The following is a 15787-nucleotide window of genomic DNA, read 5'->3' as shown; positions in this document are numbered from 1 at the left end:
TCCGATGGAAAGTGTCGCGGCACAGACGCACATCGACCCGGGGCGACATGACGCGCCAGTAAACAAGCCGATCTTCCATTGGATTGCTGCGTGCTTGGGTAGATTATTCCGCACGAATCAATCGATAAATCGGATATAACCGCCGCGGGACGTCAGGCAAGAAACCCCAGTACGTCCTCCAGCAGCAACTCAGGCACTTCTTCTGGAAGGTAATGACCGGCCGGCAACGCCCTGCCCTCTACATCCACCGCCACTGCCCGCCACTCCTTCAGCGGATCGAAACAGCGCTGGATGACGCCCCTCGAACCCCAGAGCACCAGCAACGGTGCCTGGATCATTCGGCCGGCGGCGCGGTCCTCGCGGTCATGCTCGAGATCGATGCCAGCGCTGGCCCGATAATCTTCGCAAAAGGCGTGAATGGTGCCGGGCAGCTTCATGCAGCGCAGATATTCGGCGTAGGCCGCGCTGAATGGATGGACATGGTCGGCACGGGTGGCCACGGCGCTGCGCAGGATCAGTTCGGGATCAGCCTCGAGCAACGTTTCCGGCAACGGTGCTGGACGAATCAGAAAGAACCAGTGCCAGTAAGCCCGAGCAAAGGTTTCGTCGGTCTGACTGTACATCGCCAGGGTCGGTGCGATGTCGAGCAGGATCAGTCGCCGAACCGCTTGTGGATGGTCCATCGCCAGACGGTGGCTGACCCTCGCACCGCGGTCATGAGCCAGAATGTCGAAGCGCTCAAAACCCAGCTTGCCCATCAGCTCGACTTGGTCGCGGGCCATCTCGCGCTTGCTGTAGGCAATGTGATATTCGCCGCCGTCGGGCTTGCTGCTGTCGCCATAGCCTCGCATGTCGGCAGCCACCACGGTGAATCGCGCAGCCAGCTCGTCAGCGACCTCATGCCAAATAACATGGGTTTGCGGGTAACCGTGCAGCAGCAGCAACGGCGGACCTGAGCCGCCCTTGCGATAGTTGATCCTCACACCGTTGACGTCGCATTCGCCGCGCTGGAAGTGCTCGAACATCGGACCGCTCCTGCAGAAAAGTCTTAAGCCTAGGCGCAGGCGGCGCGTTCGCAACGGAGCATTGCAACAGACCTGCAGTACCGATCGGGTTACGGGCCCGAGGTGCCAGCAGGCTCAGCCGAGCGCCAGCGGCAGAAACAGCGCGATAAGAATACCCAGCAGGCTCATCCCCAACGCGGCGAACGCCCCGCACTCGTCACCCTCTTCCAGCGCCCGCGCCGTGCCAATGGCGTGGGCATTGATGCCGTAACTCAACCCACGGGCCGCCGGGTGATCGACGCCGGCCCAGCCCAGCAGCAGCGGCGCCAGCGCCGTTCCGATCACACCGGTGAGCATCACGAATACCGCGGCTAGCGAAGCCAGGCCGCCAATCTGCTCGGCCACCAGCATGGCGATCGGCATGGTTGCGGCCTTGGGCGACAAACTCATCAGTACGGAGAAGTCCGCTCCCAACGCCCCGGCGATCATCAGTGTCAGGACCACGCCCAGTACTCCACCGCTGACCAAAGTGATAAGGATCGGCCAGAACAATTGCTGGATACGCCGTATATGCCGGTACAACGGCACCGCCAGCGCCACAGTCGCAGGGCCGACCAGCACGGCAATCATCGAGGCATCGGCCCGGTAGCTCGCATAGTCGATTCCGCACAGATAGAGCGTGCCGACCACCAGCAGCATGCCGACCATGACCGGCTGCAGCACCAGCCAACCACTGCGCCGGTAAAGCGCAAGCGCCAGTTGGAACGCGATGAGGGTCAGCCCCACGGAAAACAGGGGGTGCTCCAGCGTCATTACCCAGACGCCGCGCCAGTCGACATCGCTCATGCCTGATCCTCCTGACGGCTATCCATACGCCTGATCAGCACCTGCATCAGCCAGCCGCAGAACGGCACGGTCACCGCGAGCGACAGAACCAGCCCGGCCGCGATGGCGGGCAGGTCGGCAAGCAGAGCATCGCTGCTGGTCATGATTCCCGCCGCCGGCACGATAAGCAGTAATGGCAGGTACTGCAGCAACAGCGCGGCGGTTTTCTCCAAGGGTTCCGGAATACCCCGTCGCAGAAGCAGTACGCAAAACAGCAGCACCATGCCGATGATCGGGCCGGGCAGCGCCGGCAACAACGAAAGGTGGATGACGCTGCCAAGCAGCTGCAGTACGACCAGCCAGGTCAGGCCTTTGAGAATCATTGGGGTCCTCGATGAACAACAGAAGGGAAACGGGGATGATGCCGGGAACGGCGGCGCACGGCACGCTTTCGCAACGCCGTTTGGACTATCACCCGGCCGCGCCTCGACGAAACAGGTGCAGATCGGTTTGAAAAAGCCGGATCAGCGGCACAGTGCGCACTGTGACCTGAGGTCGCAGGCTCCGCTCATTCTTTTTACTCACCGGCGTTTCCAGCGTCCCTGCGCCCTTCATGGCGGGGTTCTCCGCTCGACACAGGGCGCGCGAAGCCTGTCATTCTTCGAATCGATTCATCATCTGATCCGTATTTTTCCGCCCGACCTGAGCCTGTTATGCACCCGATGTGCGTCCGATCATCAGCGCCGCCTGATTAGCCTGATAGGGGCGACACAATGACCGAACGAATCCCCGCCGCGATCATCGACTCCGTTGATCCGCGCAAGCCCATACGCCTGACGCCTGCACAAGCGGGCGGCCCGATCCACACCCGCAGCTTCAGCGGCCTGTTCCGCAATCTGCGCCTGGTCGGCAGCGGACTGCTGTTTCTGCTCTATTTCGGCACCCAATGGCTAACCTGGGATGGACGCCAGGCAGTGCTCTGGGATCTGGGCAAACAACAGTTTCATATCTTCGGAGCCACCTTCTGGCCACAGGATTTCATCCTGCTGTCAGGCTTGCTGATCATCGCGGCATTCGGCCTGTTCTTCATCACCGTGCTGGCCGGCCGCGTCTGGTGTGGCTACGCCTGCCCACAGAGCATCTGGACCTGGGTGTTCATGTGGGCCGAGAAAATCACCGAGGGTGATCGCAGCCAGCGCATCAAACTGGATGCCGCGCCCTGGTCGCTCAGCAAGCTCTTGCGGCGCAGCGCCAAGCACGCGGTCTGGCTGGCGGTGAGTCTGGCCACGGCAATTGCTTTCATCGGCTACTTCACTCCGGTACGCGAGCTGGTGGGCGGCCTGTTCAGCCTGCAACTGAGCGCGACCACCGGCTTCTGGTTGTTCTTCTTCACTGCCGCCACCTATATCAATGCCGGTTGGCTGCGCGAGAAAGTGTGCCTGCACATGTGCCCTTATTCGCGTTTCCAGAGCGTGATGTTCGACGCTGACACGCTGGTGGTGTGCTACGATGCCGCACGCGGTGAGCATCGCGGCGCGCGGCGCAAGGACAGCGACCCGCGTGCCAAAGGCCTCGGCGACTGCATCGACTGCACCTTGTGCGTGCAGGTCTGCCCCACCGGCATCGACATCCGCGACGGCCTGCAACTCGACTGCATCAGCTGTGGCGCTTGCATCGACGCCTGCGACAGCGTGATGGACAAGATGGGCTACGCTCGAGGCCTGGTCCGCTATACCTCCGAACGTGCCCTGGAAGGTGGCAAAACTCACTTGCTACGACCGCGCCTGGTCGGCTATGCCGTCGCCTTGATGCTGATGGTTGGAACGTTCGTCTGGGCATTGGATGCGCGGCCAATGCTCTCGCTGGACGTGACCAAGGACCGCACGTTGTATCGGGAAAACATGCAAGGCCAGATTGAGAACATGTACAGCCTCAAGGTTATCAACAAGACCCAACAACGCCGTGACTACCTGATCACCCTCGGCGAAGGCCCTTTTGAGCTGCATGGCCCGCGCGAGGTCAGCCTGGCACCTGGGGAGATCGTTGATCTGCCGGTCAGCGTGGCGCTGGTCGACAATGAAGAAAGCACACACCGTGAGCTGCACTTCGCCGTTAGCGACGCCAGCGAGCCAGCAAGCCGGGTAACGGCGCCGAGCACCTTCATCGCGCCCAGGGTTCCGTAAAACGGCCATGACAGCTCCACACGGCCCAAGCTGCGATACTCGGCCACATCGTCAGCCAGCATCGCCACGGGTGAGTCAGGACAAGATGAAGCGCTACGAGAAATTCGCCGACGAAATCGCCGAGCTGATCCGGACCGGGGTGCTGACGCCAGGGGAAAAGGTGCCCTCGGTGCGTCATGCCAGCCGTACCTGCGGTATCAGCCCTTCGACCGTATTCCAGGCTTACTATCTGCTCGAGGATCGCGGCCTGATCCAGGCCCGGGCACGCTCCGGTTATTTCGTTCGCGAGCACATCAAGCGCCCGCTACACGAACCCGAAATCAGCCCGCGTCAGAGCGAAGCCACGGAGGTCGGTGTCAGCGAGCTAGTGTTCTCCGTACTGGCCTCGCTTCGCGACCCCGACACCGTGCCCTTCGGTTCGGCCTTTCCCAGCCCCGAGCTGTTCCCACTGCAACGTCTGGCGCGCTCCATGGCGCAGACCGTACGCGAGATGCCGGCTCGCGAGGTGGTGGCGGAAATGACCAGCGGCAATTCCGATCTGCGTCGGCAGATCGCCCTGCGCTACATGGTCAGCGGGGTGATGCTGCCGATGGACGAACTGGTGATCACCACCGGGGCCATGGAGGCACTGAACCTCTGCCTGCAGGTCGTCACCGGCCCCGGCGATCTGGTCGCCATTGAGGCGCCGGCCTTTTATGCCACCTTGCAGGTACTGGAGCGGCTCAAGCTCAAAGCCGTGGAAATTCCGGTGCATCCTCGCGACGGCATCGATCTGGACGCGCTGGAAAGCAGCCTGACCAATCTGCCGATCAAGGCCTGCTGGTTCATGAGTAGCCTGCAAAATCCGCTCGGCGCGAGCATGGGCACGGAGAAAAAGCAGCGCCTCTATCAGCTGCTGCAGCATCATCAGGTGCCGTTGATCGAGGACGATGTCTACGCCGAGCTGTATTTCACCCGCGAGCCGCCGAAACCGGTGAAAAGCCACGACCATGAAGGATTGGTGATGCATTGCGGCTCGTTTTCCAAGAGCCTCGCGCCGGGCTACCGGATCGGCTGGGTGGCAGGCGGCCGATACGCAGAGCAAATCAGCCGGCTGAAACTGATGACCACCCTCTCGCCCTCGGTACCGGCGCAAGCGGCCATTGCCGACTACTTGCAGCACGGCGGCTATGACCGGCATCTGCGCAAGTTGCGCCATGCCCTGGAGCGCCAACAGGGGGAGATGCTCGCCTCCGCCGCACGACACTTTCCCGCCAGCACACGCGTTACCCGGCCCAGCGGTGGTTATTTTCTGTGGTTCGAATTTCCCGAGCAGGTCGACTCACTGCAACTGCTGCAGCTCGCGCTCGCCCAGGGCATCAGCCTGGCTCCCGGGCCGATCTTCTCAGCCACACAGCGCTTCAGGAACTGCGCACGACTGAACCATGGCCATCCCTGGGATGCACGCAGCGAGAAGGCCATGGAATTGCTAGGACGAATGATCAAGTCGTTCTGAGAATGCCTCGACGGCAAATACCTTAATGCTAGATTTCAATCGTGCCTTGCAGGTACTGCACCGCTCGCCCGGCCACGAATACCCGCTCCCCTTCGATCCGGCAGTACAGCAGGCCACTGCGACGCGAGGCTTGCAACGCGACCAGCGACGATTTGCCCAGCCGCCCGGCCCAATAGGGTGCGAGGCCGGCATGGATCGAGCCCGTGACCGGATCTTCATCGCCACCGTTGGCCGGCCAGAAATACCGGGAGACGAAATCTTGCTCACGCCCTGGCGCGGTGATCACCACATCCAACGGCGCGAGTGACTTGAGCGGGGCGAGATTGGGTGTCAATTGACGCACCTGGTCCTCATCCTCATATACCGCGAACCAGGCCTGTCCGTTTCGCAAGACCGCGTACGGCGGTACGCCCAGCCCCTCGACCAAGGCAGCCGGTGGGCTATCGACGCGCTCAGGTTCGCGGTTAGGGAAGTTCATTTCCAGCCGGCCATCATCCAACTGCGCAACGCTGACATCGCCCACCGCAGCGGCACGAAAGGTCAGCGGCGCCTTTGCCATACCTTGGCCGAGCAGCACGAAGGCGCTGGCCAGGGTCGCGTGGCCGCAGAAATCGATTTCGGTAAGGGGTGAGAACCAGCGAATGCGAAACGCACCGTCCGGCTCACGAACCAGAAAGGCGGTCTCCGACAGATTATTCTCGACGGCGATCGACTGCATTTGCGCATCGCTCAACCATTGTTCCAGCGGCACCACTGCCGCGGAGTTGCCTTTGAACAGCTCATCGGTGAATGCATCGACCTGGTAAATCGGCAGTTTCATGCTCGGCCCTCATCCCTGCGCGCATCCGCCACCGGACGCGCTGTCAGGCAAGTCTCGCCGAGCGGGGTGCGCCCGGCAATCCTTGACACTGCGCGAGAGCTAGCGATGAATCAGCGCCGCGATACCATCCCGGCCGTCAACGTGGGCTGGATCGGCCCGGCGGGCGGCTGACACTGCGTCTGAGCCCCTACCTGCAGGTACGGCTGAAGAATCGGCGCCATGCCTTTGAGTACCTGCACCGGTAGCGCAGAGGTGAAGCGGAAGCTGTCTGCACCACGTCCGGGAACATAGGCGGTCAAGGTGCCGAAGTGATTCGGGCCAAGGAAGAAGACGAAGGTAGCCGTGCGATTCAACGCCAGCGAACTGATCAGCCGCCCACCGGAACCGACCGTCTGAATGCGGTTATCGCCCGTTCCGGTCTTACCGCCGACCCGCAACGGCTCGCCATCAGCCTGCACGAAACTGCCACGCAAACGCCGCGCCGTCCCGCCTTCGACCACGCTGGCCAACGCCTCGCGCAAGGCCGCCGCCACTTCGCTGTGCAGCACCCGAGCGCCTGCGTCCGGCTTAATTCCGAAACGGGTCTCGTACGGCGTGTCGCTGGCGAAATGCAGGCTGTCGATGCGCACGCTGGGCAGCCGTACGCCATCGTTGACGATGATGCCCATCAGTTCCGCCAGTGCCGCCGGACGATCGCCGGAGCTGCCCAACGCCGTGGCCAGCGAGGGCACCAGATGATCGAAGGGATAACCCAGGCGCTGCCAACGGCGATGGATATCGGTGAAGGCTTCCACTTCCAGCATGATCCGGATACGGCTGTCGCGAGCACTCTTGTGACGACTGCGGAACAGCCAACCGTAGACTTCCTGGCGCTCGGCGGTACTGGCGGCAATCACCTCCGAAATGTCTGCGTCGGGATGCTTGATCAGATAGCCCAGCAGCCACAAATCCAGCGGATGCACGCGGGCGATATAGCCCTGATCCGGCAGGCTGTAGGCTCCCGGACCGTAACGGGTATACAGCGAGTCGAGCGACTTGTCGCTGACCTCGACGTTCGGCAGGTTCTTCTTGAGGAAGCGGTCGAACGTCGAGCGGTCGGCGTCCGGCATCAGATAGCGATGCACGGCGGCAAGACGCGGCGGCGTGGGTCGCATGCCGTCGAGAAGCGCTTCGATGCGCTCATCGGCGGTCTTGCCGCGGTATTTCTTCCAAAACCGCTGCAAGAACACCGAGCCCTCGCGATCGGCAAAGCGCCTCAGATACTCGCGCCGCTCCGGGTTGTCGTCGCTTTTCAGCAGCTCGGCCCCGTTGGACGTCTGATAGGTGCTGTAGCTGACCAGATCCCGCATCAGACGCACGAATGGCAAGTTGATCGATTCCTGCAACGCCTCGCGCATGGTCGGCAGGCGACCGTCGTCCTCATGGCGGAAGTTGCCGAAACGGTGCATTCCGGCCCCGGTAAAAAAGCGCTCGTTCGGGCTCGCCGAATAGCGTCGTTCCAGCGCCGCATCGAGCATCGCGGGCAGGTTCCGATCCTCGTGCTGGATCAGATAGCCGAGCGCCCAACGCGTCAGCGGATCGACCGCCTCGGCCTGGCGCAGTTCGCTGACCTTGCTCTGTGCGTAACGGTCATGCAGCTCGGCGATGACTTCGAGATAGGTCGTCAGCACCCGCAACTTGGCTGTCGAACCCAACTCCAGCTTGCTGCCCTCGTTGATATCGAAGGGCTGGTTGGTGTTGTCGGTCTGCACGCGCACACGAAACCCCTGCTCGCCTCGTTCGAACAGGGTAAAGCTGTAACGCACGTCAGCGGTTCGCTCCGGCGACAGCATGCGCTCGCCGAATAGGCCGACTTCACCGGCGAACTCCGGCTGCGCCAAGCGATGCAGGTACTCACTGACCTGTGTCTGCAATTCACCATGCAACGGCGTGGTCGCGGCCAGGTCCAGACGATCCAACTGGTACAGCGAAACGCCGAGCAGGCTGCTCAGGCGCATGCGCGCCGCCGTGATGCCTTTGCTTTGCGGCACCTCACGAATACCCGGTTCGACTCGAAGGTCGCGGAACACGACCTTCTGCTGCAACGCCGCATTGCGCAACCGTGTACCGATCACGCCACCATTGGCCAAGAGACGGATATGGCTGTCGGTAAGCTCGGCCAGGTCATCGCGTCCCGCCCCCAGGTAATAGGACGGCCGCCGCTGGGCAATCAATAACGAAAGCACCTGGCGCAGCGCCAGTCCTTGGGCTTCGTAGCTGGAATCGGCGTTACGGCGCGAATCGAGCAGACGGTTGACCTCGGCGAAGTCCGCGCCATACCAGAGGCGCAAACCGTCAGCGATACCGTGAACTTCGCCGTGCCCGTAGGCCGCGGAGAGTGGCACGCTGTTCAGATAATCGCGGACGATGCGCTTCCTCGTCGCCATGGTCTGCTGGCCTTCGCGATAGGTGCGTACGCTAGCGGAGATCATCTGCCGAATCTTTTCCTCGGCGTCACCGGTACGGCCTTCAGGTGAATGGCGGTACTTTTCCACCTGAGTCGCCAGGGTACTGCCGCCAGCCGCCTGGACCGACAAGCCAAGCTTCTTCTCGACCTGACTCACCGCGGCCATGGTGAAACGCGGCCAATCCACAGCAGGATTGGCGCGTGGCCGCCCCTCATTGAGCAAGCCGCGGTCCTCGATGAACAACAGGCTCATCGCGATGACTGGCGGCACGTCTTCGAAAGATTCGTAATACTGGTGCGGGTAGCTGTTGGCATACAGCGGTTCGCCGCGGCAATCGTCAATGGTCAATCCGGCCTGGGATTTCTCCGGATAAGGCACAAAAAAGCCATTGCTGGCGTAACGCTGCAAAGCGGGAGAGAAGCGCACCTGCTGTTGGATATCGAACCCACGCTCGCTCAATCTTTCGATGAATACAGGCAAAGCCGAATAGCCCAACCGTCTGTCGAATGGGCCTGCGTCCGGAAAGTGAATATTGGTACTCGCACCGGGCTCGACCCGATAGTCCAGATTTTCCGCGTAGCGGCTCAACCAGAGCGCCTGCAGCTTCGAGGTATGCATCTCATGCCAGGCGGCATAGCCACCGCCGGCCAGTAATGAAACGCCCAGCAACAGACTCATGCGGCGCGCCAAACGGCTTCCGTGCGAAGGTGTTCTACCCGGTTTGCTGGTGGATGACGCGCGTTTGCTGCCACCCGTCCGGGACGTATCGGTCCGCCATACTGCGCCCATCTTTTCGGCCTGGCTTCCTAGAGAAATCACAGGCTTAAGCTTAGCTGGCGGCGCTTCGTTCGGCGTGCTCAAGCAGACGAACGGAGAGGCTCAAACCCACGGCCTGAAGGCGAAATCAGCACGGCCGGCGACGCCCATTCATTCTATCCAGCGCGGATAAAATCCGAGCTGCTCCTGCCGTTGGACGTCCTGCATTTGCGCAACCTCGGCAGGCAGTGGCTTCGGGTCGCTTTCAGCAAGCGCTGCGTCCCCGCGGAAGAAGAAACGCCGTCCATCATCCAGAGTAAGAAACAACCCCAGGGCGCCATGTCCAGGCAGTTTCACCAGCACCAGCCGTTCGTCGCCAAACAGGTCCAGGCTTTCCTCGAACCCATAGAACGGCCGCTGATCGAAGTGCAGCGGCTGCCACCTGACGCCATGGGCAAATTGCGTCGGAAGGACCGCAGGCGGCGTCGCGTGACGGGCGTAATGAATGCTTTCGGAGCTCGCCAGCACCGGCAGATCAGCGAAATCAGCCAACCCCGAGGCGTACTCCCAACGAGCACAGCCCAGCACGACCCGGTCAACCACCAGATGATCACGATCGAGCTGCTCGCGCACCGGCTGTACAGCACTGTAGCGCTTTTCCCGCCAGGGTATTTCGCTGTCCAATTGCTGGTCGATCTGCCGACCCAGCCCAGTGCCGAACAGCAATCGACTACCCCGGTGCTCGATCAACACGGCAATGTGGTTGACCGGCGGTGGTTCTACCCAGCCGCCGTCCCGCCAGGCGTATTCGCTACTGGTCGTGGTCTGCGCGGTACGCACCAGGCTAAAGCGCAGCTCCGCGGCGTTCACGATTCCAGACAGCAATATCAACGACAAGCCAACCATTCTCAGGCACATGGCTCACGCTCCTGCATCGGGAAGAAAGGGTGAGCGTTGGGGTGCAGTGAATGCCAGCGGCAGGCGCGAACGCCTCAGCGTCCAGCGCCCCGGCGTCAATGCCAGCATGCGCTCCGCGCCAGGCGGTGCCTTGATACCCAACGCTGGGTATTGTTCAGGCCAGATCAGCTCGGCACGAGCCTGTACATGCAACAGATCGCCGCTGCTGAAATCGATCAACAGCAGTCCACAGCGCGGCTCGAGCTGCAAATTGCCAAGCGTGTTGAACAGCCGATTGCCGCTGTAGTCCGGCATCCAGAGCCGACCGTCCTGGCCGATCTCGACGAAACCGGTCGGGCCGCCACGATGCGAGATATCTACTCCACCGCCCCGAGAATCCGAACTCTGAGTGGCGATGAACAGGGTGTCCGCCGCCTGCACCAGGCCCAGCCATTGTTCATCCAGGCCGAGACCTTCGAGCATTAACCCCGGCAGACGTGGGGTCGACTGCCAATCACGCGCCTGTATGTATTTCGGGCAATTGCCGAACGATTGCGCGACCGCAACGCTGAAGCCCCGCTCGTCGCTCTCGACGATTCGCCCGTTCATCCGGTTGCGCCGGCGTGTCGGCCACTCGAGTCCGAGCAACCCCACCGCGGCACGCGGCTGCAGCAAGGATGCGATCGGATCGTCGATTTGCGGCCGGGCACCGACACAAAGCAAGGCGGGATGCGGCGACCAGGCGAACCCGGCCGCGCCCCAGAGCACCGATGCATGAGGCTGCCCATCGCTGTCCACTGCCGCCACCAGCACAGCCGGCAGCTGCGCGAAAAATTCCCGATGCTGGTCCGGCATGAACGAGCGGATCATCCGGCTGCCTATCTGCTCGGCTTTTTCGCGAACGCCGGCGCGGGTCTGAACGGATTGCTCGCCGACGTGGAAGGGACTGCTCATAGCGGTATCCCCTATTCCAGACCGGGCATGCCGATGTACCCCGGCAGCTCACGAATGCGCGAACACCAGGTACGTATTGCCGGATACGGGACGAGATCGATGCCGCCCTCACCCGCCAGCGCGGCATAGGGATACACCGCGATATCGGCGATGGTTGGCGCGGAGGTTTCGGCCAACCAGGCATGCTCGGTGAGCTGCTGTTCGACGATCTGCATAGCGGCGAGTGCACGGGCGGCGGTCAGCGTTTCGTCGATCGGCCGACGAAACAGCCGCCCTACCCGAGCAGTGGCCGGACCATGATGCATCTCGTTCGCCGCGAAACTCAGCCAGCCCACGATGCGCGCCTGGATCAGCGCGTCCTGTGAATACCAGGCCTCGTCGGCGTAACGGCGCGCCAGGTAGACGAGGATCGCCTGTGAATCAACCACTCGGTCATCGCCGTCTTCCAGAACCGGCACCTGCCCGCGCGGATTGAGGGCGAGAAATGGAGCCTGCTTGTGCTCGCCCTCCAGCAGATTCACCGGCACCAGCTCGGCCGACTGGCCGATCAGGCTAATAAACAGGCGCGCCTTGTAGCAGTTACCGGACAAAGTCAGATCGTAGAGTTTCATCGTGTCGCTCCATGGGACCAGGATTGGTAAGGCACGACTGGATAATAGACAGACCTGTCTGTACACTGCAAGCGTAAAATGTCACGTGATTGGCAATTGGAGCGAACAGACCCACTCCCGCATAATGGCCACCCGAGGAGACCTGCATGGCAACGAACAAGCGCGACCTACTGCTCAGCACCGCCGAGCGGCTGTTCTACACAGAGGGCTACCACGCCACGGGAATCGACCGGATTCTCAGTGAGTCGGGGGTGGCCAAGATGACGCTGTACAAGCACTTCAAGTCGAAGGAAGAGCTGATCCTGGCGGTGCTCGACGCGCGCCAGCAGCCAATGTTCGAGCGCCTGCGCGAAGCGCGCGACAGGCTGCCACCCCGCAAGGCACTGCTCGGGGTGTTCGAAGGGTTGAACAATATGATTCACAGCCCGAGCGCATTCTGCGGCTGTCTGTTCATCAATGCCGCAGCCGAATATCACGACCGCGAACACCCGATTCACCAGCGCTCGGCCGCTTACAAGGCAGAGTTTCAGATGCACTTGCGCAGTCTGCTGGAGGCGCTCGACGCGCCGCAGCCGGAGCAACTCGCACGGCAACTGCAATTTCTGATCGAAGGTGCGCTGAGCATGGCGCACATCGAGGGACCACGCGATCAGGCGCTGGTGGCCAGAGCGGCGGCCGAGCAGTTGTTGCAGGCCGCCGGCATCTAAGGCAGGGCTACCTTACCCCTGAGGCTCTTCCTTGACGCGGAACCAAGCGGCGTAGAGCGCTGGCAGGAACAGCAGGGTCAATGCAGTCGCAACAATCAAGCCACCCATGATGGCCACCGCCATCGGCCCGAAGAATACGCTGCGTGACAGCGGAATCATTGCCAATACCGAGGCCAGCGCAGTCAGCACGATAGGGCGGAAGCGGCGTACGGTGGCGTCGATAATGGCATTGAAACGATCCTGTCCGGCACCGATATCCTGCTCGATCTGATCCACCAGAATCACCGAGTTACGCATGATCATTCCGGACAGCGCGATGGTGCCGAGCATGGCGACGAAACCGAACGGCTTGCCGAACAGCAGCAGGAACAGGGTCACGCCGATCAGCCCCAGCGGTGCGGTGAGGAACACCATGGCCGAACGCGAGAAGCTCTTGAGCTGAAGCATCAGCAGGCTGATCACGACAATCACGAACAACGGCATACCCGCATTGACCGAAGCCTGGCCGCGACTGGAGTCCTCTACGGTGCCGCCTACCTCGAGCAGGTAGCCGCTGGGTAGCGCGTCGCGAATCTCGCTCAGCGTCGGCTGGATCTGCTGCACCAGCGAAGCCGGCTGCTGATCGCCGTAGATATCGGCACGCACCGTCACCGTCGGCAAACGATTGCGATGCCAGATCACGCCCTCCTCGAAGCCGTACTCCAAGGTAGCGACCTGCGACAACGGCACGCTGCGCCCGCTGTCAGTGGGAATCGCCAGGCTCGGTAGCATCGAGAGCGTCTCACGTTCACGCGCAGTACCGCGTAGCTGGATCTCGATCAGCTCATTGTCCTCGCGGAACTGGCCGGCGGTGGTTCCAGTGAAGGTACGCCTGAGGAAATTGGACAGCTCGACCGTACTCACCCCGAGGGCGCGCGCACGATCCTGATCAACATTGAGCCAGACCACCTTGCTCGGCTCCTGCCAGTCTAGGTGTACGTTGGCAACGTAGGGGTTCTCACGCACCTTGGCCGCGACCTGGCGCGCCAGTTTGCGCACCACATCGATGTGCTCGCCGGTCACTCGGAACTGCACCGGGTAACCTACCGGAGGGCCGTTTTCCAGACGACTGATGCGACCGCGCAAGGTTGGGAAATCCTCACGCAGCCGCTCGATCAGCCAGCTGCGAAGGGCCTCGCGATCCTCGATGCTTTTCGCCAGTACCACGATCTGGGCAAAGCTGGTAGCAGGTAATTGCTGATCGAGCGGCAGGTAAAAACGCGGCGAGCCATTGCCGACATAGGCGACGTAATTATCGATCCCTGCGCGGTCCTTGAGCATGTCTTCGAGACGGTGCACTTCGGCTTCGGTGGCCTTGAGCGAAGCACCTTCGGTCAACTTGAGGTCGACCATCAGCTCCAAACGACCCGACGCAGGGAAGAACTGTTGCGGAACCACGCGGAACAGGCCGATCGCACCGACGAAGAGCAGCAGGGTCAGCACGATCACCGTTTTGCGTCGCTGTACGCAGAATCGGATGACCCGCCGCACCCGCTGATAGACCGGTGTCGAATAGGGGTCGTGCCCGCCCTCGCCACCACCGTGCTTCTCCGCATAGCGCTTGGCCAGATCCGGCAACAGCTTCGCGCCCAATAGCGGGACGAATACCACCGCCGCTATCCAGGACGCCACCAAAGCGATGGTCACCACCTGGAAGATCGAGCGGGTGTACTCACCCGTGCTCGATTGAGCCGTGGCAATCGGCAGAAAGCCAGCCGCGGTGATCAAGGTACCGGTCAACATCGGAAAGGCTGTGCTGGTCCAGGCGTAACTTGCGGCCTTGAGCCGATCGAAGCCCTGTTCCATCTTGATGGCCATCATCTCGACCGCGATGATCGCATCATCCACCAGCAACCCGAGCGCCAGAACCAGCGCGCCCAGGGAAATCTTGTGTAGACCGATGTCGAGGTACTGCATGGCGGCGAAGGTCATCGCCAGAACCAGCGGTATCGACAGCGCGACCACCAGGCCTGTGCGTACACCGAGCGAAAAGAAACTCACCAGCAACACGATCGCCAGCGCCTCGATCAGCACCCGCACGAACTCACCGACACTGGTCTTCACGGCAGCTGGCTGGTCGGAAACCTTGCGTAGCTCCATGCCGGCTGGCAGTTCCTGCTGCAGCCGGGCAAACCCGCCCTCCAGCGCCTCGCCCAACATGAGAATGTCGCCACCGGGTTTCATCGAGACGGCGAGGCCAATCGCCGGCTCAGCCATGAAACGCATGCGCGGTGCCGGCGGATCGTTGAAGCCGCGGTAGACGTCCGCGACGTCACCAATGCGGAAGGTGCTACCGGCGACTCTGATAGGGAAGTCTCGAATCTCCTTGACCGTCTCGAAGTTACCGGTGACGCGCAGTTGAACGCGATCGCTGGGGGTTTCGACGAAGCCGGCGGACATGACGGTGTTTTGGGCCTCCAGTGCCTGCCTGACCGCTTCCAGCGGAAGGCCGAGAGTGGCCAGCTTGACGTTCGACAGTTCGATCCAGATTTTCTCGTCTTGCAGGCCGATCAACTCGACCTTGCCGACGTTCTTCACACGTTGCAGCTGCAGCTGGATGCGATCGGCGTAATCCTTGAGCACCGCATAGTCGAAGCCTTTGCCGGTCAGCGCGTAGATGTTGCCGAAGGTGGTGCCGAATTCGTCATTGAAGAACGGCCCCTGCACGCCGGCCGGCAACGTATGGCGGATGTCGCCAACCTTCTTGCGGATCTGGTACCAGAGATCGGGGATCTGCTCGGAACGCAGCGAATCACGCGCCATGAAAGTCACATTGGACTCGCCCGGCCGCGAGAAGGAGACGATGCGCTCGTACTCGCCGGTCTCCATCAGTTTCTTCTCGATGCGTTCAGTGACCTGGCGGGAAACTTCCTCAGCGGTCGCACCGGGCCACTGAGTCTGGATGACCATCGCCTTGAAAGTGAACGGTGGATCTTCGCTCTGGCCGAGTTTGCTGTACGACAGCGCCCCTACGACTGCCAGCAACAGCATCAGATAGATGACGATCTGGCGATTGCCCAGCGCCCAAGCGGAAAGATTGAAGCGCATC

Annotated in this window: 12 protein-coding genes; 3 read left to right on the top strand and 9 right to left on the bottom strand. The window is 61.8% G+C overall.

Going from position 1 to position 15787, the window contains the following annotated elements; all coding sequences use genetic code 11:
- Positions 1 to 152: 152 nt before the first annotated feature.
- From ACL0K2_RS19990 to ACL0K2_RS19980, 3 genes are all read right to left on the bottom strand, one after another.
- Entirely contained in the window at positions 153 to 1025 is an 873-nt protein-coding gene (locus ACL0K2_RS19990) for an alpha/beta fold hydrolase (protein ID WP_413043286.1), read from the bottom strand.
- 114 nt (positions 1026 to 1139) lie between these two features.
- Positions 1140 to 1850 carry an LrgB family protein gene (locus ACL0K2_RS19985; RefSeq protein WP_045162907.1) on the bottom strand — a complete coding sequence of 237 codons (711 nt, stop codon included), beginning with the start codon at positions 1848 to 1850 and terminating at the stop codon, positions 1140 to 1142.
- The gene (locus ACL0K2_RS19980) at positions 1847 to 2212 is read right to left on the bottom strand and encodes a CidA/LrgA family protein (protein WP_413043285.1); all 366 of its coding nucleotides are present in this window, start codon (positions 2210 to 2212) and stop codon (positions 1847 to 1849) included. The genes ACL0K2_RS19985 and ACL0K2_RS19980 overlap by 4 nt, the downstream gene beginning before the upstream one ends.
- A gap of 390 nt (positions 2213 to 2602) precedes the next feature.
- On the opposite strand from ACL0K2_RS19980, the gene ccoG reads away from it, so the two are divergent.
- Both ccoG and mapR read left to right on the top strand, forming a co-directional pair.
- Positions 2603 to 4012, top strand: coding sequence for a cytochrome c oxidase accessory protein CcoG (gene ccoG / locus ACL0K2_RS19975; protein WP_413043284.1), 1410 nt, complete (start codon positions 2603 to 2605; stop codon positions 4010 to 4012).
- A gap of 85 nt (positions 4013 to 4097) precedes the next feature.
- On the top strand, positions 4098 to 5507 hold the full coding sequence (gene mapR / locus ACL0K2_RS19970; protein WP_045162910.1) for a GntR family transcriptional regulator MpaR: 1410 nt from the start codon (positions 4098 to 4100) through the stop codon (positions 5505 to 5507).
- Between the two features lie 28 nt (positions 5508 to 5535).
- On the opposite strand, the gene ACL0K2_RS19965 is transcribed toward mapR, so the two are convergent.
- From ACL0K2_RS19965 to ACL0K2_RS19945, 5 genes are all read right to left on the bottom strand, one after another.
- Positions 5536 to 6315: a PhzF family phenazine biosynthesis protein gene (locus ACL0K2_RS19965; protein ID WP_230623652.1), complete on the bottom strand. Its 780-nt coding sequence runs from the start codon at positions 6313 to 6315 to the stop codon at positions 5536 to 5538.
- A gap of 122 nt (positions 6316 to 6437) precedes the next feature.
- Entirely contained in the window at positions 6438 to 9452 is a 3015-nt protein-coding gene (locus ACL0K2_RS19960; RefSeq protein ID WP_413043283.1) for a transglycosylase domain-containing protein, read from the bottom strand.
- A 249-nt stretch (positions 9453 to 9701) separates the two neighbouring features.
- The gene (locus ACL0K2_RS19955; RefSeq protein ID WP_239609105.1) at positions 9702 to 10448 is read right to left on the bottom strand and encodes a Zn-dependent hydrolase; all 747 of its coding nucleotides are present in this window, start codon (positions 10446 to 10448) and stop codon (positions 9702 to 9704) included.
- A 3-nt stretch (positions 10449 to 10451) separates the two neighbouring features.
- On the bottom strand, positions 10452 to 11381 hold the full coding sequence (locus ACL0K2_RS19950; RefSeq protein ID WP_413043282.1) for a pyridoxamine 5'-phosphate oxidase family protein: 930 nt from the start codon (positions 11379 to 11381) through the stop codon (positions 10452 to 10454).
- A gap of 11 nt (positions 11382 to 11392) precedes the next feature.
- Positions 11393 to 11992, bottom strand: coding sequence for a glutathione S-transferase family protein (locus tag ACL0K2_RS19945; protein WP_413043281.1), 600 nt, complete (start codon positions 11990 to 11992; stop codon positions 11393 to 11395).
- Positions 11993 to 12138: 146 nt separating this feature from the next.
- On the opposite strand from ACL0K2_RS19945, the gene ACL0K2_RS19940 reads away from it, so the two are divergent.
- Positions 12139 to 12699, top strand: a complete 561-nt coding sequence (locus tag ACL0K2_RS19940) for a TetR/AcrR family transcriptional regulator (protein WP_239609110.1) — start codon at positions 12139 to 12141, stop codon at positions 12697 to 12699.
- A gap of 12 nt (positions 12700 to 12711) precedes the next feature.
- On the opposite strand, the gene ACL0K2_RS19935 is transcribed toward ACL0K2_RS19940, so the two are convergent.
- Positions 12712 to 15786 carry an efflux RND transporter permease subunit gene (locus ACL0K2_RS19935; protein ID WP_413043280.1) on the bottom strand — a complete coding sequence of 1025 codons (3075 nt, stop codon included), beginning with the start codon at positions 15784 to 15786 and terminating at the stop codon, positions 12712 to 12714.
- Between the last annotated feature and the right edge of the window lies 1 nt (position 15787).

This window comes from Pseudomonas sp. YJ42 (genome assembly GCF_047225135.1).
GTDB classification, from domain to species: Bacteria; Pseudomonadota; Gammaproteobacteria; order Pseudomonadales; family Pseudomonadaceae; genus Stutzerimonas; species Stutzerimonas stutzeri_E.
The sequence above is the reverse complement of the archived record's forward strand: the minus strand, read 5'-3'. Positions and strand labels throughout refer to the sequence as shown.